This is a genomic window from Mycobacterium sp. SMC-19 (genome assembly GCF_045310815.1).
Lineage (GTDB): Bacteria > Actinomycetota > Actinomycetes > Mycobacteriales > Mycobacteriaceae > Mycobacterium.
The window spans coordinates 40,269-60,967 of record NZ_JBJIAM010000003.1; the positions used below are offsets into that span (position 1 = coordinate 40,269).

Below are 20,699 nucleotides of genomic sequence, written 5' to 3' on the forward strand. Positions count from 1 at the left end.
TGCGGTTGAGGTCGTTTACCAAGACACCGAAGTCCTAGTGGTGCACCCGCGACATCCGGCAGATCTCTGTGCAGACGAGACAGCTGGCAGCTGCCCTCCAAGCGGTCTCAGAGACGAACCAGTGCAAACGGGTAGGTAAGAACTCCCCCCGGCGTCCCACCACAGCCGGCCGCAAACGCTGAAGTCAGAGTCCCTTGCAGTGTGGTTGCGTCCCAGGAGTACTCGTCACGCGTTGGGATGACGGGTCCGTAGTAGATGTTGCCACAACGCAGTCCGTCAGGGATATCGAGGGTCAGGGTGTAACGACCGTCAGCAAGGTGGGCTTCGCCGGAGTATTCGAAAGCTTTGGCTACGGGCATCGGGATCGCCTGGATGTGCGCGCATCCAGGCGCCGCCGGCACACAGTGCGATACCGCCCACGTCCAGGTGTGAAAGTCCTGGCGGTCCGGCAGCACGAGTTGGTAGTTCGCGAAGAACGGCTCGGAATAGCTTGACGGGGCGGCGAATACTCCGGCCGCTCCCAACACCGAAAGGGCGCACAGCAGACCCGTGACCTTCATTCTGTCCTCCATCGATCGCAGCTGGCTGGCATCGCTGTCCCTACATGTGGGAGCCGCCATCGATCCGGACCTCGGTTCCGGTGATGAAGTACGCGTCATCGCTGCCCAGCATGGCCACCACGCCCGCCACCGCATCCGGGTTGGCGAAGATGGCTCCGCCGTCGAGTGGCAGCATCGGGGCGACTTTGGTGAACAGGCCGAAATCCACGTCGTCAGGCAGTCCGGGGCCGATGCTTTGCCGCGATGAACCCGACCCATCGGTCATGCCCGAGGCAATCGAGCCGGGTTGAACCGAATTGAACCTGATGCCGGCTCGCGAGAACTCCATGGCCCAGGCGTGGGTCATCGACAGCACGCCGCCCTTGGATGCCGCGTAGGCCGCCATGTACGGGTGGGCGAAGTGGGCGGAGGTCGAGCTGAAGTTCACCACCGACGGCCCCTTGCCTTCGTGCAGTGCCGCGATGGCCTCCCGCGTCACCAGGAAGGTGCCGACGAGGTTGATACGGATCACCTGCTCGAAGTCGGCCAGGGTGGTCTGGGCCAGATGGGAGGAGCGAAGGATTCCGGCGGCGTTGACCAGCGTGTCCAAGCCGCCCAGCAGCTCGAGCGCTTGGGACACGCCCGCGCGGACCGACAGCTCGTCACTGATGTCCATCTGCACCGTCGACAGGCGGCCTGCGAGTTCGCCGGCCTTGGCGACCGTGTCGCGCAAACCGTCGGCGCTGATGTCCGCGGCGACCACCTGGCCCCCCTCGGCGAGAATCCGAAGCACGCAGGCCTGACCGATGCCGGATCCTCCGCCGGTGATCAGTGCTCGCCGGTCGACGTAGCGCGAGAGACCGCGGGAGGGCTCGGTGGGCAGTGACACAGGGGTACTCCTGTCGCTGTGATGGTCGTGATGCGTCCGGACAGCAGGCTACGTTCCCGCCCGCCGCGCTCGGGCGCTGCGACGCCTCCCGATAGGTGGGACACGGTGTGTCGCCGGACACCTTCGGCTGTCACCGTGTCTTTGGCCGCCGAGCCGGCGAGTCGGTGACAGGGTTCGGTCGAACCACCAGCGAAGGGTTTGCGGTACATGGTGAACAGTGCCCACGACCGCTGGTCTTCAGGATTGCGGGCGCTCGGATCCGGCGGAACCGGAACCATGCAGGCGGTCGGCGGCCTGCTCGCGATGTCGGCCGACGCGGTCAAGTTCTTGTTCCGCAGGCCGTTCCAGGGCAGGGAACTGCTGGAGCAGGCCTGGTTCGTGGCCCGGGTGTCGCTGATGCCCACGGTGCTGGTCGCCATCCCGTTCACCGTCCTGGTCAGCTTCACACTGAACATCCTGCTGCGGGAGCTGGGCGCGGCGGATCTCTCCGGTGCCGGAGCGGCGTTCGGGGCGGTAACCCAGGTCGGGCCCATGGTGACGGTGCTGATCGTGGCCGGCGCCGGCGCCACCGCGATGTGCGCTGATCTGGGGTCGCGCACCATCCGTGAAGAGATCGATGCCATGGAGGTGCTCGGCATCAACCCCGTTCAGCGCTTGGTGGCGCCGCGGATGTTGGCATCGGGTGTGGTGGCCCTGCTGCTCAACAGCCTCGTCGTGATCATCGGAATCCTGGGGGGCTACACCTTCTCGATCTTCATCCAGGGCGTCAATCCCGGCGCATTCGCCGCAGGCATCACACTGCTCACCGGGGTTCCCGAAGTGATCATCTCGTGTGTGAAGGCGGCACTGTTCGGCCTGATCGCCGGGCTGGTGGCCTGTTACCGCGGTCTGACGATCAGCGGTGGCGGAGCCAAGGCGGTGGGTAACGCCGTCAACGAGACGGTTGTGTACGCCTTCATGGCGCTGTTCGTGGTCAACGTGGTGGTTACGGCCATCGGCATCCAGATGACATCGGACTAGCCGGGCGCATCGATGGTTGGCATACGTGCGCTTCACCCGCAATTGGCGCGGGAACTGAACAGACCGATCGAGACCATCGGCCGGATCGGCGATCACACCGCGTTTTACGGCCGCGCCCTGGGCGGCGTTCCGCACGCCGCCAGGAGCTATCGTCACGAGGTGATCCGGCTGATTGCCGAAATCAGCATGGGGGCTGGCACATTGGCGATGATTGGCGGCACTGTCGTCATCGTCGGATTCCTCACCCTGGCTGCGGGCGGCACATTGGCGGTACAGGGTTACAGCTCGCTCGGCGACATCGGCATTGAGGCCCTGACCGGGTTTCTGGCCGCCTTCATCAACGTGCGGATATCGGCGCCGGTGGTGGCCGGGATCGGCTTGGCGGCCACGTTCGGCGCGGGTGTCACTGCGCAGTTGGGCGCCATGCGGATCAACGAAGAGATCGACGCTTTGGAGACCATGGGTATCCGCGCCGTCGAATATCTGGTGAGCACCCGCATCGTGGCCGGAATGGTTGCGATCACGCCGCTGTACTCGATCGCGGTCATCCTGTCTTTTGCCGCCAGCAAGCTGACGACCGTGGTGATGTTTGGGCAGTCCGCCGGCCTGTACAACCACTACTTCAGCACGTTCCTCAATCCAATAGACCTGATGTGGTCGTTTCTGCAGGCGATCCTGATGGCTATCGCGGTCCTGCTCGTGCACACCTATTTCGGCTTCTTCGCCGCCGGCGGCCCTTCGGGTGTAGGCGTGGCCGTGGGGACGGCCGTTCGGACGTCATTGGTCGTCGTGATCTCGGTGACGCTGTTGGTATCGCTGGCCGTATATGGGGCCAACGGCAACTTCAACCTGTCGGGCTAGGCGGGCGTAGCACTGATGGCGATGACTACGAAGACACCACGCACGCTGCTGGGACTGGCCACCGTGTCGGTGGCCGTGGCCATTGTTGTGCTGGCCCTGGGATTCTTCCGGGGCAGCTTCACCGCTACCGTGCCCGTCACGGTGCTGTCACAGCGCGCCGGTCTGGTCATGGATGCCGGCGCAAAGGTGAAACTACATGGGGCGCAAGTTGGTTCGGTGAAGTCAATCGAGCAGCTTCCCGATGGACGCGCTGCTTTGCACCTCGCCATGAATCCGTCGTATATGGAAGTCATTCCGGCAAACGTCCATGTCGGCATCGCTTCATCGACAGTGTTCGGGTCGAAGTTCGTCGACTTGGTTCCGCCGGCCGATCCGTCGGCGCGCTCCTTGCAGACCGGTCAGGTGCTCGACACCGACCACGTCACGGTCGAGATCAACTCGGTCTTCGAGCGGCTGTCCACGGTGTTGCAGAAGATCGAACCCACCAAGCTCAACGAGACGCTGGGGGCGCTGGCCACCGCCTTGGACGGCCGGGGTGACCGGATCGGTCAGATGATGACCGACCTCGATCAGTTCCTGGCGCGCATCGATCCGAGCCTGCCCGCGATGGAGCGCGAGCTTTCCGTCGCGCCGGCCGTGGTCAATGCCTACGCCGACGCGGCACCAGAGTTGACCAACGCGGCGGCGGCCGCGACCCGGATCAGCGAGACGGTCGTCAGCGAACAGAACAATCTCGACACGCTGCTGATCAGCGTGATCGGCCTGTCCGGCACCGGCAATGACGTCGTGGGCACCAACCGTCAGGCGATCACCGACGTCATGCATCTGCTCGCTCCGACCACAGACCTGACCAACCAGTACCACGAGGCACTGACCTGCGGTTTGGGCGGAGCCGTCGAACTGGCCAAAGCGCCGGGCACACCGGTGCCCGGCGGGCTGCTCCTGCAGACGGTGGTGCTGGGGCAGGAGCGCTACCGGTACCCGCAGAACCTGCCCAAGGTCGCAGCTACCGGCGGGCCGCAGTGCACCGACCTGCCTAAGGTCGGATTCCAGAAACGGCCACCGTTTGTGATCACCGATGTCAACGCCAACCCGGCGCAGTACGGCAATGAGGGGATCCTGCTGAACTCCGACGGACTCAAGCAGGCGCTGTACGGGCCGATCGACGGTCCGCCCCGCAACAGTGCACAGATCGGCCAGCCAGGATGACCGGGCTCGGGAAGACAGTGGTCAAGCTCGGTGCGTTCGGTCTGACCATGGTGATGCTGACCGCGGTGCTGTTCGCGATCTTCAGCCAATACCGGACGGGCTCCACCAACACCTATTCGGCGGTGTTCCAGGACGCCTCCAGCCTCAAGGCCGGTAACTCGGTGCGCGTCGCGGGAATTCGCATCGGCACTGTCCGTAAGGTCGCATTGCAGCCCGACAACACCGTGCTGGTCGCCTTCGATGCCGACAACGGTGTCCGGCTGACCGAGAGCACCAAGGTCGCCGTGCGGTACCTCAACCTGGTCGGCGACCGCTACCTGGAGCTCATCGACAACCCGGGGTCCACCAGAATCCAGCCGCCGGGAACCCGCTTCGGAGTCGAACAGACCGAGCCGGCCCTGAATCTCGACCTGCTGCTCGGGGGTCTCAAGCCGGTCATCTCCGGCCTCAACCCGGATGACGTCAACGCGTTGACCAACTCCTTGATCCAGGTCTTTCAGGGGCAGGGCGGCGATCTGGAGTCGTTGTTCGCCAGAACGTCGTCGTTCACCAATGCGTTGGCCGACAACGGGTCCACCGTGGAGCAGCTGATCGAGAACCTCAACGACACGCTCGCAGTACTGAGCAGGGACGGAAAGAAGTTCTCTGGCGCGGTGGACGGCCTCGAGCGGCTGGTGAGCGGACTGGCCGAGGAACGCGATCCGATCGGCAGGGCGATCACCGCGCTCGACAACGGGACGGCCTCGTTGGCGGGCCTGTTGACCCAGGCACGCCCGCCGCTGTCGGGAACGGTGGATCAGCTGACCCGACTGGCGCCCCTGCTGGCGAACGAAACCGATATGGCCAGACTCGATTTGACGCTGCAGAAGACACCCCAGAACTACCGCAAGCTGGTGCGGCTCGGCTCCTACGGCAGCTGGCTGAACCTCTACATCTGCGGTGTCACAATCCGGGTGACCGATCTGCAGGGCCGCACTGCTCACTTCCCGTGGGTTATCCAGAACACCGGAAGGTGCGGCGAACCCTGATGCTGAAATACCGTGAATCGTCGCTTTTCCGTTTGGGATTCCTTGGTCTGGTGCTGATGGCGCTGATCATCATGGTCGGGCTGCAACCCAAGCAGCTTTTGGCAATGGCGACGTCGATCAGGTACCAGGCGTTGTTCGCCGAGGCGGGCGGGCTGTCCGCCGGGAACAATGTGAAAGTGTCGGGCGTCAATGTGGGCACGGTCTCCGGCGTTGCGCTCGATCACGGTAAAGCGTTGGTGACCTTCGCCGTCGAAAGCAAGGTACGCCTCGGCAGAGACACCACGGCGCACATCGGCATCGGGACCCTGCTCGGTGAGCGGGTTCTGGTCATCGAGCCGCGCGGCGCCGGCAGCATTGGGTCCCGCGGCCTCATCCCGGTGACCCGGACCACTTCGCCGTACTCGCTCACCGATGCGCTCGGTGAGTTCACGTCGAACACCGCTGCGACCGATACCGCCACCATCAATCAATCGCTGGACACCTTGTCGGCGACCATCGAACGGCTCGCACCCCAACTGGCGCCCACCTTCGACGGGATCAGCCGGCTGTCCAGGTCGCTGAATAACCGCAACGAATCGTTGAGCGGCCTGCTTGCGTCCGCCGCTGACGTCACCGGGATCCTTTCGGAACGCAGTCAACAGGTGAATCGGCTGATCCTCAATGCCAACGACCTGCTCGCAGTGTTGCAGGACCGCCGGCACGCGATCGTGGATCTGCTCGCCAACTCTTCGGCAGTGGCACAACAGTTGTCCGGACTTGTCGACGACAACGAGCAGGAATTGGCTCCCACGCTCACCCAGCTCAACACGGTCACGCAGGTGCTGCAACGCAACCGGGAGAATCTGGAGAAGTCCCTCACGGGCCTGGCCAAGTACCAGCTGACCCAGGGCGAGGCTGTCAACAACGGCTTCTACTACTACGGGTTTGCTTCCAACCTGCTGCCCGGCCCGGCGATTCAGCCATTCCTCGATTACGCACTCGGATTCCGGCGCGGTGTCAATGCCGGACAACCGCCCGACAACGCCGGGCCGCGCGCCGAGTTCCCCTTCCCCTACAACGGCATTCCCGGAGGATCGCGATGAGCCTCGGCATGCGCCTCGATCGCCGGGCGAAGAACCTCCTAGCCCTCGGCGTGGTGCTGTTGGTAGCCGGAGCCCTGGCGTTCGTCGGCTATCAGAAGTTCGTGGGCCCCAGGACGATCATCGCCTACTTCACATCGGCGACGGCCATCTATCCCGGCGACGAGGTCCGCGTGGTCGGCGTGCGCGTCGGCACCATCAAATCCATCGAGCCCTTGGGAACTCGCGCCCGGGTCATCCTGGCCGTGGATCGCGCCGTGCCCATTCCCGCAGATGCCAAGGCCATCATCGTGGCGCCCAGCCTGGTCTCCGCCCGGTACGTGCAGCTGACGCCCGCCTACGAGTCCAGCCCACAGGCCAGCGGCGCCACCATGCGTGACGGTGCTGAGATCAGCGAAGACCGAACGGCCGTGCCGGTCGAATGGGACGAGATCAAGGAACAGCTCACCCGCCTTGCCACCGACCTGGGTCCCTCCAGCGGAGTGTCGAACACCTCGCTGGGGCGCTTCATCGACACCACCGCCGACGCCATGTCGGGCAACGGCGAGAAGCTGCGCGAGACCATCACACAGTTGGCGGACGTCGGCAGGGTCCTCGGAAAGGGCAGCGGCGACATCGCCGGAGTCATCACGAATCTCCAGACATTCGTCGCCGCACTGCGCGACAGCAACACCCAGATCGTCCAATTTCAGGATCGCCTCGCCGACGTCACGAGCGTGATCGACGGCAGCCGATCCGACCTCGACTCCGCCATCAACGAACTCTCGGGTGTCGTCGGCAAGATCCAGCGGTTCATCGCCGGCTCCCGTGCACAGACCGCCGAACAGCTCGAACGACTGGCCGATGTGACGCAGGTGCTGGCCGACAACAGCATGGTCGTCAAGAACGTTCTACACGCCGCGCCCAATGCTCTGGTCAACGGCTACAACATCTACAACCCGGACACCGGCGGTCCCCGCGGATCCTTTGCCATGAACAATTTCGCGAACCCGGTCGCGACCATCTGCTCAGCCATCGCAGCGGTCGAGAACGTCACCGCCGAGGCGTCGGGCAAGGCATGCGCCCAGTATTTGGGACCTGCGCTGCGGCTGATGAACTTCAACTATCTCCCGCTGCCCTTCAACGCCTATCTGGGGCCCGCCCCCAAGAACGTGATCTACTCCGATCCCGCTCTGGCACCCGGAGGAGGGGGGACCACGCCGGCTCCGCAGGAGATCCCGCCGGCGGTGTCGGCCTATACCGGGGTCGGCGATGTGCCGCCGCCGCCCGGATGGACCGATCCATCACATCCGCCTGGGGCGTACTCGCCCGACGGCTTGCCCGCACATCGCCACCCGGCCCTGTACCCGGGCGCGCCCGTCCCTCCGGGAGTGGGGGTGCCACCGCCTCCGGCGCCGTCGGCGTCGGACGTCACCGAGCTGTTGCTGCCCGGCGGAGCCGGCCTGTCGAGCCCGGGAGGTACGCCGTGATGAGAACCAGGTCCATCCGGAGGCTGGCCGCACTCGCGTGCACCACGGTCCTGCTCACCTCGGGATGCACGTTCGAGGGACTCAACTCGCTGCCGTTGCCCGGCACGGTGGGAACCGGTTCCGGCGCCGTGACCTACCAGGTGCAGATCGCGAATGTCGGTACCTTGGAATCGAATTCACCGGTCATGGTCAACGATGTGGTGGTCGGTGCGATTCGCCGGATGACCGTCGACAACTGGCACGCGAACGTCGAGATCTCGGTTCGGCCCGACGTGGTGATTCCCGCCAACGCGGTAGCCGCCGTGGGGCAGACCAGCCTGCTGGGCTCGATGCATCTGGCCCTGGATCCTCCGCTGGGCGAAGCGCCCACCGGACGACTGCAGCCCGGCACCACCATTGCACTGTCGAAGTCCTCGACCTACCCCTCCACCGAGCAGACCCTGTCGTCGCTGTCGGTGGTCGTCAACGGCGGTGGTCTGACCCGCATCGGCGACATCGTCCACAACTTCAACGCCGCCCTTGACGGGCGCCAGGTTCAGATCCGCGATCTGCTGACCCGGATGAACACCGTGGTGACCATGCTGGACAACCAGCACGACAACATCATTGCCACGGTCTCGTCACTGAACCGGATGGCACAGACGTTCGCTGGGCAGCGAGAGGTCCTCACGGCCGCCCTGAACCGCATCCCCGGCGCCCTTGAAGTGCTGAACAGGCAGCGGCCACGACTGGTCACCGCGCTGGACAGACTGGGTGGGTTCAGTGCGACCGCGAACCAACTCCTCAACGACTCGCAGGCCGACATCGTCCGAAACCTCGAGAATCTCGAGCCGACCGTGCGGGCGTTGGCCGATGTGGGGCCGGATCTGATGACCGCGCTGTCTTACCTGCCCACCTACCCGTACACGCAGGATTTCATCGACCGCGGCATCCGCGGCGACTACATGAACCAGTTCATCGTGTTCGACTTCACGATTCCCCGCCTGAAGAGCGGAATACTGCTCGGAACCCGGTGGGGTGAGCCCGGTGCATCGTTCGTACCGGCGCCGGGGGATCCCTGGTACAACACCTACACTCGGGATCCGCTGAAGGCGCCGCTGGGCCCGCCTCCCACCGAGTTGGCGCCGCTGCCCCCGCTCTCCACTGCTGAGACGGACGGCGGCCAGGCCTCCCCACCACCGGCGCAAGGCGGCAACTGATGCTGACCCGTTTCGTTCGTAGCCAATTGATCATCTTTGCGATCGCTTCGGTGATCGGCGTCAGCACAATGGTCTTCGTCTACATGCAGGCTCCGGTGCTGCTCGGCATCGGGCGAATCGCGGTGAAGCTTGAGATGCCTTCGACCGGAGGCCTGTACAAGTTCTCCAACGTGACCTACCGGGGCGTGGAGGTGGGCAAGGTCACCGACATCCGGCCCACCCGAAGCGGCGCCGAAGTGTCGATGTCGTTGACGTCCTCGCCGAAGATCCCCGCCGACCTGCAGGCCAACGTGCGCAGCGTTTCCGCGGTCGGCGAACAGTACGTCGATCTGGTACCGCGTACCGATGCGGGTCCTTATCTCAAGAACGGCTCCACCATCGCCGCCGAGAACGTGTCGCTGCCGAAACCGGTCGGGCCGATGCTCGATCAGATGAGCGAGCTGGTGAGCAGCATCCCCACCGGCAAGCTGGGTCGCGTTCTCGACGAATCCTTCAAGGCGCTCAACGGAACCGGCAACGATCTGAGTGCCTTGTTCGAGAATTCCAGCGAGCTGGCCGCCCGGCTCAACACCGTCGCCGACAGCACGCGTAGCTTGATCGACGACAGTCGGCCGTTGTTGGACGGTCAAGCCGAGAGCGTGGATGCGATCCGGACGTGGGCCCGCAGCCTGGCGGGAATCACCGAACAGGTGGCTGCTCGTGATTCGGAGGTTCGAACCATACTCCGCACCGGCCCGGGCGCGGCCGACGAAGCGAGGCGCCTGCTCGACCAGGTCAAGCCGACACTGCCGGTGCTGCTGGCCAATCTGACCACGGTCGGCCAGATCGGCCTTGTCTACCATCGATCGATCGAGCAGCTGCTGGTGTTGTTGCCGCCCTATCTGGCCGCCACCCAGTCCTACGGGTCTTCGCTGAACAACCCTACGGGCATGGCACTTTCGGAGTTCAGCCTGACGCTCGGCGACCCGCCGGCCTGTTCGGTCGGCTTCCTGCCGCCGTCGTCGTGGCGTTCGCCGGCGGACCTGAGCGACGTGGACACGCCCGACGGCCTGTATTGCAAACTCCCACAGGACTCTGCGATCGGGGTGCGCGGTGCGCGGAACTTCCCGTGCATGGCCCAGCCCGGCAAGCGCGCGCCGACGGTGGAGATCTGCGAGAGCGACAAGCCCTTCGAGCCGCTGGCGATGCGCCAGCATGCCACCGGCCCGTACCCGATCGATCCTGCTTTGATCGCCCAGGGCGTACCTCCGGACGACCGGATCACCTTCGGGGATCAGATCTTCGGGCCCGCTGAGGCTCCGCAGGCGGCCGCCCCGAGCGCACCGGAGGTCAATCCGGTGCCGCCGCCGGCCGAGAGGCCCGGGCCACCGGCTGGGGGGCCGATCGAGGGTGCCGTGCCCGCCGCACCGAGTGCTTACGCCTCAAACGCCGCCGGACCCTCGGTGGGATTTGCCACGTACAACCCGGGTACCGGCCAGTACGCGGCGCCGGACGGCAAGGTGTACACCCAGGCCGATCTGGTGCGCCCGGGCGCCCTGCAATGGCAAGACATGCTGCCGAAGTAAGGCAGTCGGGTTACCTCAGCAGCTCAGGGGATCGGCCGGTTCAGCCGATCTTGACGAGCTTGAAGGGCATGTTGATGTAGACCGCTTTGCTCGCCCCACAGGCACCGCTGGGGCCGATGGTGGTGTCTTCGCCGACCAGGGTCGTCGAGGACGGGTCGGCGTTCGCGCCGTCCGGCGTCATCGCTTTGAATCGAAAGGTCTGTAGTCCCGGCGCGGTGCTGCCATCCGGGCAGGGGACCCAGTTGTCGATGGGGTGCTTGACGTACCAGATCCAACTCCTCGAATAGATCGGCGCCGTCCAGTTCTCGTCGCTGCTCACGGTCCCGGTGCACTCGCCCGGGTAACTGCACATGGTGTTGACCGTCCACGTGCTGCGCCGGCTGGCCTGTTCGTAGAAGAAGTCGTTCTTTCGCGCCCATTCGCCGTTGGAGGTGGCGGTGTAGGTGCCGTTGATGCCCCAGTCGGGATGATCGGCCTGGGCGGTCGCGCCGGAGGCGGCATCGGCCAGGGCCGCCGCAGCGACGACAGCCGCGGCTGCGGACCAACGTGGCATGACATGCTCCTCGGACTGGTCTTGGGCACGGAGACTGCGGCGTCCGAAGTAAACACCGGCCGGGACCGGCAGTAAGCCAATATGTCCGCTGAGTGGACCATCGGCAGCGTAGAACGCCGGCCGCCTGCCAGAGTCCCCAAGTATGCGGCGAAGAGCGTTACTGGCTGCGGTGCTATCGGCCGCGGCGTTGACGGCGGCGGTGCCCGCCGCGGCGGAGCCGGCGTCGTGCGACGACCCGTCCTGTGTCCCCGGCCTGACCACCGGCGTCGTCCTGGGGCAACCATGTCAAGACACCGCCTACTACGTCTTCGGGACTGCTGTCGCCGGGCCGTCCATCCAGCCGGACAGGCTGGTGTTCTGCGGATCGCCGCGGCGCTACGAGCCGCGATACTTCCGGTCGCCGTCGATGGCAGGAATCAAGGAACTGGGTTCAAGCTGTGCAGGTTACGAGAACTGGGTGGCGCAGGCCCCCGACGGGCTGTTCCTGAGCTGCCAGTCGAAGAACGGGGCCCCGCGCTGGAGTCGTGGTGATGGGTAGGGTGGTGCTCGCGGCGGCGGTCGCCGCTTATTGCCTGCTGGGCGTACCGGCGCACGCGGACAACCCCGGTCCGCACGAGATCGTGTACACCGTGACCACCGAATCCCCGGTGTCCGCTGACATCTACTACCGGGACACCGATCCGCCGACGTGGGCCGACTACAGCCACAACCCCTACGAGTTCAGCCCCAAGGTGCGGGTGGACGTGGGGCCCGGCAACCCGTGGGTGTTTCACGCCACGCTGGTCGATCCGCAGCGGTGGGCGATGGTGACGGCCACCAGTGGCCGTTCGCCGGGGGAGCCGAGGTTTCGGTGTGAGTTGAAGGTGGACGGAGCGGTGGTGGCCACCGCCGACGGGCCCAAGGGAGCCCTGTGCGCGTTGCGCCACTGGTGAGCGAACGCCACGGCTGACCGGACATTGTGCGCTACGGCCCACTGGGTGGGAAGCCGACGTCACAGCAACAACGGCCGGCCTTAGTGTGCCGAGGTCGGCCGCTATCGGCCCGGCGAAGGGAAACCGGTGGGATCTATGTCGAAAACCGAGGAAATCGTCGACCAGGTGAAGCCTTCCGCGCAGCACACGGCGGTCGAATCGCCTGAGTCGGCAGCCGAGGATGCCGGCACACTGGCCGAGCGAGCCGAAGCCGAGGCTGCCGAGGCCGAAGCGATGGCGGCCCAGGCCCGCGCTCGAGCCATCCGGCTCAAGCAGCAGGTTCAGGGCGCCGACGCCGACTTGGACGCCGACGTGACACCGAACGCTGTCGAGCTCGGCGGCGTCTCCGCGGTGGAGTCCGACACGTCCTGGCGCACGCGGGCCCGAAATCGGCTGTCCGGATTCCGGTGGCGGCACCTGGCCGCGATGGCCGTCGTGCTGTGCAGCATCGCCCTGCTGATGGCGAGTGGGCTGATGCTGAGACAGCAGCACAAGGTGCGGGCAGTCGAACGGGACCGCGCTGAGTTCGTGGCTGCCGCACGTCAGGCCGTGGTCACGTTGATGTCGATCGACTTCCACGACCCGCAGGGCAGTGTGCAGCGAATCGTCGACAACTCGACAGGTCCCTTCCGCGAAGAATTCCTCGGAGCTGCGGACGACTTCAGCAGGGTCGCCAAGGATGCGAAGGTGACCACCAAAGCGACAGCGAACGTCGCTGCCGTCCAGTCGATGACGGCGGACTCCGCCGTGGTCCTGGTGTCGGCGTCGTCCACCGTGACCAACGCGGCAGGGGCCGAAGAAGCCCCTCGAAGGTGGCGCCTGACCGTCGATCTGCAGCGTGAAGGAGACCAGATCAAAATGTCGAAAGTGGAGTTCGTACCGTGACGGTCGACGATGTTGCCGTTCCAGAAACCGTTGAGGACGAAGGCATTCGGGTCCAGACAGCCGACTCTCCCGGTGCGGACATCCGCGTCGCCGACACCGCGCCCGGGCCCGGTCTGGGCGACCGCATCAAGGCGGTGCTCACCGCACGTCGGAGGCCGCTGTTTCTCGGCGTGGTACTGACGGTGTCGGCCGTGTTGGCGACGGTGCTGTACCTGACCGCCTACCGTCCGTCCCGGCAGTCCGATACCGCAGCCGCCGACGAGGCGGTGCGTGCCGCGTCATCGGCGACGGTGGCCTTGCTGTCGTACGCGCCGGAGACCCTGGACCACGACATGGAACGGGCCCGGACGCTGATGGCCGGCGACTTCTTGACCTACTACAGCAAGTTCACCGACGAAGTCGTCGCGCCGGCCGTACGGACCAAGGGAATTCAGGCGGCTGCGCAGGTGGTGAACGCGGGGCTGATGGAGATCCGGCCGAACGACGCGAAGGTGCTGTTGTTCCTCAACCAGGAAACCGTGAGCCGGGAACGCCCAGAACCGGCGCTGACCGCCAGCAGCGTGGTGGTGAGTCTGGCCAAGGTGGACGCCCGTTGGCTGATCTCTGCGCTCGACCCGGTGTGAAGTCCCACCGGGTGGTCACGCGTGCCGCTTGGGCCTGATGAAGATTCCCTCGGCCTGGACGGTGATGCGTCCCTGCGCATCGAGGAGATGACCGGCGGCGAAGGTCTTTCCGCCGTCGTCGCGCTCCACCCAGGATTCCGCCCGCAACCTGCCCAGGGGAGTGGGTGCCACGTAGCGCACGGTCAGTGTCCCGGTGAAGGCCGGTTCATTGGGCCGGTGGGCGGTGGCGCCGAGCAGGTGGTCGAGGACCAGTGCGCACACGCCGCCGTGCACCTGCCCCGGCGGCCCCTCGTAGGCCGCGCCCAGCACCAGATCGACACTCGCTCGTCCGTCCGCCCCGTCGCGCACGACCTGCAGCGGAGGGGCTATCGCGTTGCGCATTCCGATCGCCACGTTTCCCCAGGCCAGTGCCTGCCCCTCGGTCGTAAAGCGCACACCGAACGGGTCGGGGTCCAGTCGGGACCCCAGAAGTTCGCACGCCTCTTCGATCAAAGCGTGCGCTTTGCGGGCGACGGTCTCGCTTACCCGGCTGCGAATCGTGGCATCGATGAGTTCGCGCAGCGATCGGGTCAACGGTTCGTAAACGGCCTCCCAGCGTTGCACGTCTACTGGTGTGATCTCACCGTTCAGCACCTGTCCTCCCGGGCAGCCATGTCCAGCGCGGCGAAATGGCTGAACAGCATGGAGGCGCCGATCGGGTTGCCCCCGCCGGGGTAGGTGGTCCCGCTGACCGCCGCCATCGTGTTTCCGGCCGCGTAGAGTCCGGGCAGGCGGGAACCGTCGGCGGTCAGCACCCTGGCGCGCGTGTCGGTGCGCAACCCGCCTTTGGTGCCCAGATCGGAAACACCGAACGCGGCCGCGTGGAACGGCGGCTTCTCGATGGGGACCAGCGGTGAGGCCCCTTCGGTGAAGACGCGATCATAGGCCTCATCGCCGCGCCCGAAATCCTTGTCCACCCCGACCGATGCCTGCTTGTTGAAACGCTCGATCGTTGCGGTCAGGTTCGCCGGCGGAACGCCGATGGCCGCGGCGAGTTCGTCGAGGGTCTCCGCGGTGTGCCATAGAGCCGCGTTGTGGTACTCGGCGGGGTCGACCATCGATACATTGGTGGCGCCGACTGGGGGAATGCCGTCGGTGCGGTCGTCGTAGACCATCCAGAACGGCACGGTGGTCTCGCCGAAATGTATCTGCGCCAACACGTCTCGGCCGAGCCGGTCGTAGGGGGCCGACTCGTTGACGAATCGGCGGCCGTCTTGGTTGACGAAGATGCCACCGGTGAACCAGAGTGCGAACGCGGCCCGTCCGTCCGGATGAATCATTCCCGGCGACCACCACGCCTGGTCCATCAGATCGACGTCCGCGCCGATCGCCATGGCGGCGCGGTGCGAGGCGCCCAGATTGCCCGGCGCGCCCATCGTGTCCTTTGCGTCGCCGGGAACGTGGTAGTGCGCCCGCATGGCCGCGTTCTGTTCGAAACCTCCTGAAGCGAGCAGGACTCCGCGCCTGGCCTGGACCCGAACGGGCTCGCCGTCGTGTTCGATCACCGCTCCGACCACCGTGCCGCCATCGACGATCAACTCGGACAGCGGGGCGTTGCGCCAGCAGCTGGCATTAGGCAACTTGTCGAGCGCGGCCAGGAATCGACCGACCAGCGCGCGACCGCCCATCAGCAGTTCGGGAGCGGGCGCTCCGAGGCGCTCGGCGTCAAGCGGTCCGCGCACCGAGCCGCGATACCTGCCGAGTTCCTGATCGGGGAGCGGCACCGGAACGGCGTGTCGGTAGCCGTCGTTGCGGGCCCCCGGCGCAGCACCGTAATAGTCCGGCCAGGGAAAGGCCACGAACTCGAATCCCGGGTCCTGCTCCAGGTATTCGATGAACCCTGCGCCGCCGCGAACGTACGCCTCTTGCAGGTCGCGGGGAGTGCGATCGCCCACGACCGCGTGGAAGTAATCCAGGGCGTCATCGATCGTGTCGTCGCTACCTGCGCGTTTCAGAGCGGGATTGCACGGGTACCACACCCCGCCGCCGCCAGAGTAGGCGGTGGTGCCGCCGAATTGGTCGGTGGCCTCCACCAGTAGCACCGAAAGACCTTCGCGCGCAGCGGTGTAGGCGCCGGCTATCCCTCCGCCAGAACCTGCGACGACGACATCGAAGACCGAGTCGAAGTCACCCATTGCGGCCGCCGTCGAAGCCGCTGTAGCCGCCGAAGCCGCCGCGGTAGAACAACAGCGGTGCCCGTTCCTGGTGGGCTCGCAGACCGGTCACCCGTGCAATCACAATCGTGTGATCGCCGGCCTCGTGCTCGCACTCCACGTCGGCTTCGATCGCAGCGAGCGTGCCGTCCAATGCGGGCGATCCGTTGACTCCCGGGAACCACGTCACTCCGCTGAATTTGTCGCTTCCGCGGACGGCGAACTGTGTGCACACGTCGCCTTGCTGCTCCGACAGGATGTTGACGCACAGGCGCCCGACGTCCCGGATCAGGGGCCAGGTACTGGAGGTAATGGCCGGGCAGAACGAGATATAGGGCGGGTCCAGGGACACCGAGGTCACCGATTGGCAGGTGAAACCGAGGGGGCGGCTTCCGTCATGTGCGGTGATGACCGCGACGCCGGTACAGAAGTGCCCCAGGACGCGACGCATCTCCGGAGCTAGGGGTATGAGCAGGTCACCGGGTGGGGTTTGGGTGGCTTTGTCGGACATGCCTCTCCTCGCGCGGGCGAATTTCTCCGTTTGCCACTGTCGGTCCTGCGGCACTGCCGGCGCAACGCGGGTTCCCGGTCAGCGGTAGCTGGGGCGTATCGGCGAAGCTCTTCGTTGTTAGCCTTGTGCAGTGAGCGAAGCTACCGACAATGCCCCCGACGCGCTGAGCGTGTCGCCCACGGGATGGGCGTTGTTGGGGATGCTGTCGGGCGGAGACGAGCTTTCCGGCTACGACATCAAGAAGTGGTTCAACTGGACTATCCGGTTCTTCTACTCCAGTCCGGCATACAGCCAGATCTATTCGGAGCTCAAGCGGCTTGAGCAGCAGCGTCTGGTCACTTCTCGGGTGGACGCCGGTGTTCGCAGCAGGCGGATGTACAAGATCACCGATTCCGGCCTGACCGCGGTGACGCGGTGGGCCAACGATGAGCCGGTCGAACCGCCGAGCCTCAAACACAACCCGCTGATGCGGGTCATTCTCGGTCACCTGATGAATCCGGGCCGGCTCAGGGACGTTCTCACCGCGCACGTCGCCCACGCTGAGCAGATGCATCGCGCGGCGGCAACCGAGGCGCGCTGGGCGGCTGAGGAACCGGCGTGGTCCTACGCGCGGCTGGCACTGCGGTGGTCCGAGGACTACTACGCGGCCGAACGGGAACTGGCGCTGCGGATGATCAAAGACCTGGACGAGGTCGAGGAGACCTTCGCCAAGAGCAGCCAGGAAGGGCAGGACGGGACCAAGTTCCCAGTGCGCGACTACTGGTACGAGGTCGAACGGCGGATCGCCGCCGAAGACGATCAGGGCTGAGTACCGCGGGCAGGCTCAGTCGAGCTTGCCCGCGGCGTGGCGGGCCGCGATGTACCCGAACACCAGGCCCTGGCCGATGGTCGCGCCGGCTCCCGGATAGCTCGCGCCGAATGCGTTAGCCGCGGTATTGCCGATCGCGTAGAGCCCGTCGATCACCGATCCGTCCTCGCGCAGTACCTGGCCGCGGACGCCGGTGCGAAGACCGCCGCAGGTACCCAGGTCGCTAAGAACGACCTTCACCGCGTAGAACGGTCCGGACTCCAGGGCCCGCAGGTTGGGGTTGGGGGCCAGTGTCGGATCGCCGTAGTAGCGGTCGTATGCGCTTGCGCCGCGGCCGAAGTCGGTATCAACTCCCGCTCGGGCCAACCGGTTGAACCGCTCCATGGTGGCCTCGAAGGTCGACGGATCGACGTCGATCGCATGCGCCAGTGTCGGCAGATCCTCAGCGCGGTGCGCGATGCCGGCGGCGTACCACGTTGCGGGGATCGGCATGCGCGGGAACAGCTCGGCGGCCATGAGGTAGCTGTTGCGGTACCTCTGATCGAAGACCATCCACATGACCTCGACCGGATTGCCTGCCCGCTCGCGTTCAAGCACCTTCTGACCAAAGGTCATGTAGTCGATGGCTTCGTTGACGAAACGCTGGCCGGTCTGGTCGACCAACAGGCAACCTGGAAGGGAGCGCTCGGCAAGCATCACCGTCGGTTCTCCGCCGGGAAGCGGCGCGAAAGCGGGAAACCACCATGCCTGGTCCATCAGTGCGATGTCCGCGCCGCACAGGTCCTGGGCCAGCCGGATGGCATCGCCGGTGTTGCCCTCGGCGCCGAGGCTGGCGTGCTCGCCGAGGCGCTCAGACTGAAACTTGTGCCGCCAGCTCATCAGGTGGTCGAAGCCGCCACAGGCCAGCACGACGCCGCGACGAGCAGTGACCGTCACCGGCCTGCCGTTGTGCTGCACGACGGCGCCGGTGACGCGGTCGCCGTCGTAGAGCAGATCCGTGACCGCTGTGTCGGTCCAGACCGGGACGCCGGCGCGCAGAACACCGGCGAACATTCCGGCCGCCAGCGCCTGGCCGCCCGCGGCGTAACGGCGGCGCAGGGCGAGCCCGCCGATGCCTTGAAAGGCGCGCAACAGGATGCGGGGCCACGACTTTCGCGGCACTCGGACCATGAGGTTGAGCCAACGGTAATCCGCCCCGGTCACCGGCATCGGGAACGAAGACTTCATCACGCCGGGACGCAGTCGCTTCAGCTCCGGGCCAAGCCGTGCCGTGTTGAACGGGCGGCACTCGCAGGTACGGCCGACCGCGCTGCCTCCGGGTGTCTCGGGGTGGTAGTCCGAGTAGCCCTTGGCCCATTGGAATTTCATCGGGGTGGTGCGGCGCAGCATCTCCACGGTCGCCGAGCCGTGCTCCAGGAATGCGTGCGCGCGATCGTGGGAGGCCTTCTCGCCGATCACCGCGTCCAGGTAGGTGCGGCCGGCGGCCGGCGTGTCGTCGGAACCCGCGCCGACCAGAATCGGATTGGCGGGCATCCAGAACGCGCCGCCCGAGCGTGCAGTCGACCCGCCGACATGGGAGGTCTTCTCCACGATCAGCGTCGACAGGCCCGCCTCGTGCGCGGCCAGCGCAGCCGCCATCCCGGTGCCGGAGCCAACAACGAGTAAGTCGACGGCGAGGTCGCGTGGATCAGTCACCGGCCGATTCTGGGCTGGATCGCCGCAGTACGCCGCAGCGCTGCCCGGTCAGTGGAACACCACGCCGTTTCACGAGCGTGGCGGTGTTAGAACAACAGCGGTTTCTGCAAGCGATGAACAGCGAGGATGGCCAGAATGACATCGGTAGAGCCCGGCTCCGTCGGAGAGGTTCGCCAGATCGAGGCGCAGGCCGCACCGACCCGGTTCGCGCGCGGTTGGCATTGTCTTGGACTGGTACGTGAACTCGGCGACGGGAAACCGCACGCCATCAGTGCGTTCGGCGGCAAGTTGGTGGTATTTCGCGGTGCGGACGGCAAAGTCAACGCCCTCGACGCCTACTGCCGGCACATGGGCGGCGACCTGTCGGACGGTGAGGTCAAAGGCAACGAGATCGCCTGCCCGTTCCACGACTGGCGCTGGGGCGGCGACGGCCGATGCAAGAAGATCCCTTACAGCCGGCGAGTTCCCAAGCTGGCCCGCACGGCGACCTGGCCGACCATGGAGCAGGACGGGATGCTGTTCATCTGGAACGACCCGGAGAAGAACCCTCCGCCTGCCGACGTGACCATTCCGCGCATCGAAGGTGTCGGGGGCGATAACTGGACCGACTGGCACTGGTACACCACGATCGTCGACATCAACTGCCGCGAAATCATCGACAACATTGTCGATATGGCCCATTTCTTCTACATTCACGGCGGGCTCCCCACCGGCTTCAAGAACGTCTTCGAGGGTCACGTCGCCACGCAGTACTACATGAGTGAGGCACGGCCGGATCTCGGTTCGGGTGAAGGCGCCGCGATTCTCGGAACCACTTCGGTGGCTTCTTATTACGGGCCGTCATTCATGATCGACGACCTCACCTACCACTATCAGCATGGCGATCAGCGCACTGTGCTGCTCAACTGCCACTATCCGATCGACGCCGATTCCTTTGTGCTGCAGTACGGGATCACCGTGGAGAAGTCCGACAACCTGCCGGAAGAAGCGGCGATGCAGATGGCGATCGCGTTGGGCGACTTCGTCAAGATGGGCTTCGAGCAGGATGTGGCCATCTGGCGGCGTAAAGCACGCATCGACAACCCGTTGCTGTGCGAAGAGGACGGGCCCGTCTACCAATTGCGCCGCTGGTACGAACAGTTCTATGTCGACGTCGAGGATGTCAGCGACGACATGGTCGATCGATTCGAGTTCGAAATCGACACCACCCGCCCGCGCGAAGCGTGGATGAAAGAGGTAGAGGACAACATCGCCGCCAACCGGCTGCCTCGCCTGGTGGGTCTGACTGATCATGCGTCCCGATAACCGGCTGAGCGATGCGCCGATGACGGCGGTGACCTGCGCTTCCTGTGGTGCGCGGGTACTGGCGCGTAAGAGCAGCTGGGAACAGACCAGTGTGCAATGGAGTGGGGACTCCTCCGGACGCTGTCTTGAGCGTCGGCGTCAGGGAGAGCAGCGTTCGCCGATGTCGCTGGGCGGGACGTTCTTACGGCCCGGCACCTTTCTGGTGTGCCCCATGTTGCGTGCCTCGATCGAGGAGGCCGCGAGCAGGGGTGCGCTGCCGGTGCTCGACGAACTCTGATCCCTGATCATCGCCTCCGAC

General features: G+C 65.6%; 22 protein-coding genes. 15 read left to right on the forward strand and 7 right to left on the reverse strand.

The window, feature by feature from the left end; translation table 11 throughout:
* Positions 1 to 107: 107 nt before the first annotated feature.
* On the reverse strand, positions 108 to 560 hold the full coding sequence (locus tag ACJH5R_RS07695) for a hypothetical protein (protein WP_406781660.1): 453 nt from the start codon (positions 558 to 560) through the stop codon (positions 108 to 110).
* A 40-nt stretch (positions 561 to 600) separates the two neighbouring features.
* Positions 601 to 1,428: an SDR family NAD(P)-dependent oxidoreductase gene (locus tag ACJH5R_RS07700; protein ID WP_406781661.1), complete on the reverse strand. Its 828-nt coding sequence runs from the start codon at positions 1,426 to 1,428 to the stop codon at positions 601 to 603.
* Between the two features lie 207 nt (positions 1,429 to 1,635).
* Here ACJH5R_RS07700 and ACJH5R_RS07705 point away from each other — a divergent pair, with 207 nt between their 5' ends.
* The 8 genes from ACJH5R_RS07705 to ACJH5R_RS07740 are packed head-to-tail and all read left to right on the forward strand — an operon-like array spanning position 1,636 to position 10,858.
* Positions 1,636 to 2,448, forward strand: a complete 813-nt coding sequence (locus tag ACJH5R_RS07705; RefSeq protein WP_406781662.1) for an MlaE family ABC transporter permease — start codon at positions 1,636 to 1,638, stop codon at positions 2,446 to 2,448.
* Between the two features lie 12 nt (positions 2,449 to 2,460).
* Positions 2,461 to 3,309, forward strand: a complete 849-nt coding sequence (locus ACJH5R_RS07710; protein ID WP_406781663.1) for an MlaE family ABC transporter permease — start codon at positions 2,461 to 2,463, stop codon at positions 3,307 to 3,309.
* 21 nt (positions 3,310 to 3,330) lie between these two features.
* Entirely contained in the window at positions 3,331 to 4,518 is a 1,188-nt protein-coding gene (locus ACJH5R_RS07715) for an MCE family protein (protein ID WP_406781664.1), read from the forward strand.
* Positions 4,515 to 5,546, forward strand: a complete 1,032-nt coding sequence (locus tag ACJH5R_RS07720) for an MCE family protein (protein WP_406781665.1) — start codon at positions 4,515 to 4,517, stop codon at positions 5,544 to 5,546. Before ACJH5R_RS07715 ends, ACJH5R_RS07720 begins: the two co-directional genes overlap by 4 nt.
* Positions 5,546 to 6,628 carry an MCE family protein gene (locus ACJH5R_RS07725; protein WP_406781666.1) on the forward strand — a complete coding sequence of 361 codons (1,083 nt, stop codon included), beginning with the start codon at positions 5,546 to 5,548 and terminating at the stop codon, positions 6,626 to 6,628. The genes ACJH5R_RS07720 and ACJH5R_RS07725 overlap by 1 nt, the downstream gene beginning before the upstream one ends.
* Positions 6,625 to 8,094, forward strand: coding sequence for an MCE family protein (locus tag ACJH5R_RS07730; RefSeq protein ID WP_406781667.1), 1,470 nt, complete (start codon positions 6,625 to 6,627; stop codon positions 8,092 to 8,094). Before ACJH5R_RS07725 ends, ACJH5R_RS07730 begins: the two co-directional genes overlap by 4 nt.
* Positions 8,094 to 9,293: an MCE family protein gene (locus tag ACJH5R_RS07735; RefSeq protein WP_406781668.1), complete on the forward strand. Its 1,200-nt coding sequence runs from the start codon at positions 8,094 to 8,096 to the stop codon at positions 9,291 to 9,293. The genes ACJH5R_RS07730 and ACJH5R_RS07735 overlap by 1 nt, the downstream gene beginning before the upstream one ends.
* Entirely contained in the window at positions 9,293 to 10,858 is a 1,566-nt protein-coding gene (locus ACJH5R_RS07740) for an MCE family protein (protein ID WP_406781669.1), read from the forward strand. The genes ACJH5R_RS07735 and ACJH5R_RS07740 overlap by 1 nt, the downstream gene beginning before the upstream one ends.
* 40 nt (positions 10,859 to 10,898) lie before the next feature.
* Here the strand turns inward: ACJH5R_RS07740 and ACJH5R_RS07745 are convergent, their stop codons facing one another.
* Positions 10,899 to 11,411 carry a hypothetical protein gene (locus ACJH5R_RS07745; protein ID WP_406781670.1) on the reverse strand — a complete coding sequence of 171 codons (513 nt, stop codon included), beginning with the start codon at positions 11,409 to 11,411 and terminating at the stop codon, positions 10,899 to 10,901.
* A 142-nt stretch (positions 11,412 to 11,553) separates the two neighbouring features.
* Between ACJH5R_RS07745 and ACJH5R_RS07750 the strand changes: the two genes are divergently transcribed.
* The 4 genes from ACJH5R_RS07750 to ACJH5R_RS07765 all read left to right on the forward strand — a co-directional run bounded on the left by ACJH5R_RS07750 (position 11,554) and on the right by ACJH5R_RS07765 (position 13,890).
* The gene (locus ACJH5R_RS07750; RefSeq protein WP_406781671.1) at positions 11,554 to 11,949 is read left to right on the forward strand and encodes a hypothetical protein; all 396 of its coding nucleotides are present in this window, start codon (positions 11,554 to 11,556) and stop codon (positions 11,947 to 11,949) included.
* Positions 11,942 to 12,343, forward strand: coding sequence for a hypothetical protein (locus ACJH5R_RS07755; protein WP_406781672.1), 402 nt, complete (start codon positions 11,942 to 11,944; stop codon positions 12,341 to 12,343). The genes ACJH5R_RS07750 and ACJH5R_RS07755 overlap by 8 nt, the downstream gene beginning before the upstream one ends.
* A gap of 135 nt (positions 12,344 to 12,478) precedes the next feature.
* Entirely contained in the window at positions 12,479 to 13,267 is a 789-nt protein-coding gene (locus tag ACJH5R_RS07760) for a hypothetical protein (RefSeq protein WP_406781673.1), read from the forward strand.
* A complete protein-coding gene (locus ACJH5R_RS07765) occupies positions 13,264 to 13,890 on the forward strand; it encodes a hypothetical protein (RefSeq protein ID WP_406781674.1) in 627 nt (208 codons plus the stop codon). Before ACJH5R_RS07760 ends, ACJH5R_RS07765 begins: the two co-directional genes overlap by 4 nt.
* 15 nt (positions 13,891 to 13,905) lie before the next feature.
* Here ACJH5R_RS07765 and ACJH5R_RS07770 read toward each other — a convergent pair whose 3' ends face one another.
* Genes ACJH5R_RS07770 through ACJH5R_RS07780 form a run of 3 tightly spaced genes read right to left on the reverse strand, consistent with a single transcriptional unit; the run spans position 13,906 to position 16,593 of the window.
* On the reverse strand, positions 13,906 to 14,520 hold the full coding sequence (locus ACJH5R_RS07770; protein WP_406781842.1) for a PaaI family thioesterase: 615 nt from the start codon (positions 14,518 to 14,520) through the stop codon (positions 13,906 to 13,908).
* Positions 14,517 to 16,064 (reverse strand): FAD-binding protein, encoded by a 1,548-nt coding sequence (locus tag ACJH5R_RS07775; protein WP_406781675.1) that lies wholly within the window; start codon positions 16,062 to 16,064, stop codon positions 14,517 to 14,519. Before ACJH5R_RS07775 ends, ACJH5R_RS07770 begins: the two co-directional genes overlap by 4 nt.
* Positions 16,057 to 16,593 (reverse strand): flavin reductase family protein, encoded by a 537-nt coding sequence (locus tag ACJH5R_RS07780; protein WP_406781676.1) that lies wholly within the window; start codon positions 16,591 to 16,593, stop codon positions 16,057 to 16,059. Before ACJH5R_RS07780 ends, ACJH5R_RS07775 begins: the two co-directional genes overlap by 8 nt.
* A gap of 130 nt (positions 16,594 to 16,723) precedes the next feature.
* Here ACJH5R_RS07780 and ACJH5R_RS07785 point away from each other — a divergent pair, with 130 nt between their 5' ends.
* Positions 16,724 to 17,401: a PadR family transcriptional regulator gene (locus ACJH5R_RS07785; RefSeq protein WP_406781677.1), complete on the forward strand. Its 678-nt coding sequence runs from the start codon at positions 16,724 to 16,726 to the stop codon at positions 17,399 to 17,401.
* A 15-nt stretch (positions 17,402 to 17,416) separates the two neighbouring features.
* Here the strand turns inward: ACJH5R_RS07785 and ACJH5R_RS07790 are convergent, their stop codons facing one another.
* Complete coding sequence (locus ACJH5R_RS07790) at positions 17,417 to 19,096, reverse strand: 3-ketosteroid-delta-1-dehydrogenase (RefSeq protein WP_406781678.1); 1,680 nt, start codon at positions 19,094 to 19,096, stop codon at positions 17,417 to 17,419.
* A gap of 126 nt (positions 19,097 to 19,222) precedes the next feature.
* Between ACJH5R_RS07790 and ACJH5R_RS07795 the strand changes: the two genes are divergently transcribed.
* Entirely contained in the window at positions 19,223 to 20,401 is a 1,179-nt protein-coding gene (locus ACJH5R_RS07795) for a Rieske 2Fe-2S domain-containing protein (RefSeq protein WP_406781679.1), read from the forward strand.
* Positions 20,382 to 20,678, forward strand: coding sequence for a hypothetical protein (locus ACJH5R_RS07800; RefSeq protein ID WP_406781843.1), 297 nt, complete (start codon positions 20,382 to 20,384; stop codon positions 20,676 to 20,678). Before ACJH5R_RS07795 ends, ACJH5R_RS07800 begins: the two co-directional genes overlap by 20 nt.
* Positions 20,679 to 20,699: the final 21 nt, after the last annotated feature.

What these genes read in the sequence shown, in the direction of transcription:
- ACJH5R_RS07730 (WP_406781667.1), top strand. Translation starts at nt 6,625, where the DNA reads ATGAGCCTCGGCATGCGCCTCGATCGCCGGGCGAAGAACCTCCTAGCC.
- ACJH5R_RS07760 (WP_406781673.1), top strand. Translation starts at nt 12,479, where the DNA reads ATGTCGAAAACCGAGGAAATCGTCGACCAGGTGAAGCCTTCCGCGCAG.
- ACJH5R_RS07715 (WP_406781664.1), top strand. Translation starts at nt 3,331, where the DNA reads ATGACTACGAAGACACCACGCACGCTGCTGGGACTGGCCACCGTGTCG.
- ACJH5R_RS07795 (WP_406781679.1), top strand. Translation starts at nt 19,223, where the DNA reads ATGGCCAGAATGACATCGGTAGAGCCCGGCTCCGTCGGAGAGGTTCGC.
- ACJH5R_RS07725 (WP_406781666.1), top strand. Translation starts at nt 5,546, where the DNA reads ATGCTGAAATACCGTGAATCGTCGCTTTTCCGTTTGGGATTCCTTGGT.
- ACJH5R_RS07710 (WP_406781663.1), top strand. Translation starts at nt 2,461, where the DNA reads ATGGTTGGCATACGTGCGCTTCACCCGCAATTGGCGCGGGAACTGAAC.
- ACJH5R_RS07735 (WP_406781668.1), top strand. Translation starts at nt 8,094, where the DNA reads ATGAGAACCAGGTCCATCCGGAGGCTGGCCGCACTCGCGTGCACCACG.
- ACJH5R_RS07775 (WP_406781675.1), bottom strand. Translation starts at nt 16,064, where the DNA reads ATGGGTGACTTCGACTCGGTCTTCGATGTCGTCGTCGCAGGTTCTGGC.
- ACJH5R_RS07705 (WP_406781662.1), top strand. Translation starts at nt 1,636, where the DNA reads ATGGTGAACAGTGCCCACGACCGCTGGTCTTCAGGATTGCGGGCGCTC.
- ACJH5R_RS07720 (WP_406781665.1), top strand. Translation starts at nt 4,515, where the DNA reads ATGACCGGGCTCGGGAAGACAGTGGTCAAGCTCGGTGCGTTCGGTCTG.
- ACJH5R_RS07755 (WP_406781672.1), top strand. Translation starts at nt 11,942, where the DNA reads ATGGGTAGGGTGGTGCTCGCGGCGGCGGTCGCCGCTTATTGCCTGCTG.
- ACJH5R_RS07780 (WP_406781676.1), bottom strand. Translation starts at nt 16,593, where the DNA reads ATGTCCGACAAAGCCACCCAAACCCCACCCGGTGACCTGCTCATACCC.
- ACJH5R_RS07695 (WP_406781660.1), bottom strand. Translation starts at nt 560, where the DNA reads ATGAAGGTCACGGGTCTGCTGTGCGCCCTTTCGGTGTTGGGAGCGGCC.
- ACJH5R_RS07740 (WP_406781669.1), top strand. Translation starts at nt 9,293, where the DNA reads ATGCTGACCCGTTTCGTTCGTAGCCAATTGATCATCTTTGCGATCGCT.
- ACJH5R_RS07750 (WP_406781671.1), top strand. Translation starts at nt 11,554, where the DNA reads ATGCGGCGAAGAGCGTTACTGGCTGCGGTGCTATCGGCCGCGGCGTTG.
- ACJH5R_RS07745 (WP_406781670.1), bottom strand. Translation starts at nt 11,411, where the DNA reads ATGCCACGTTGGTCCGCAGCCGCGGCTGTCGTCGCTGCGGCGGCCCTG.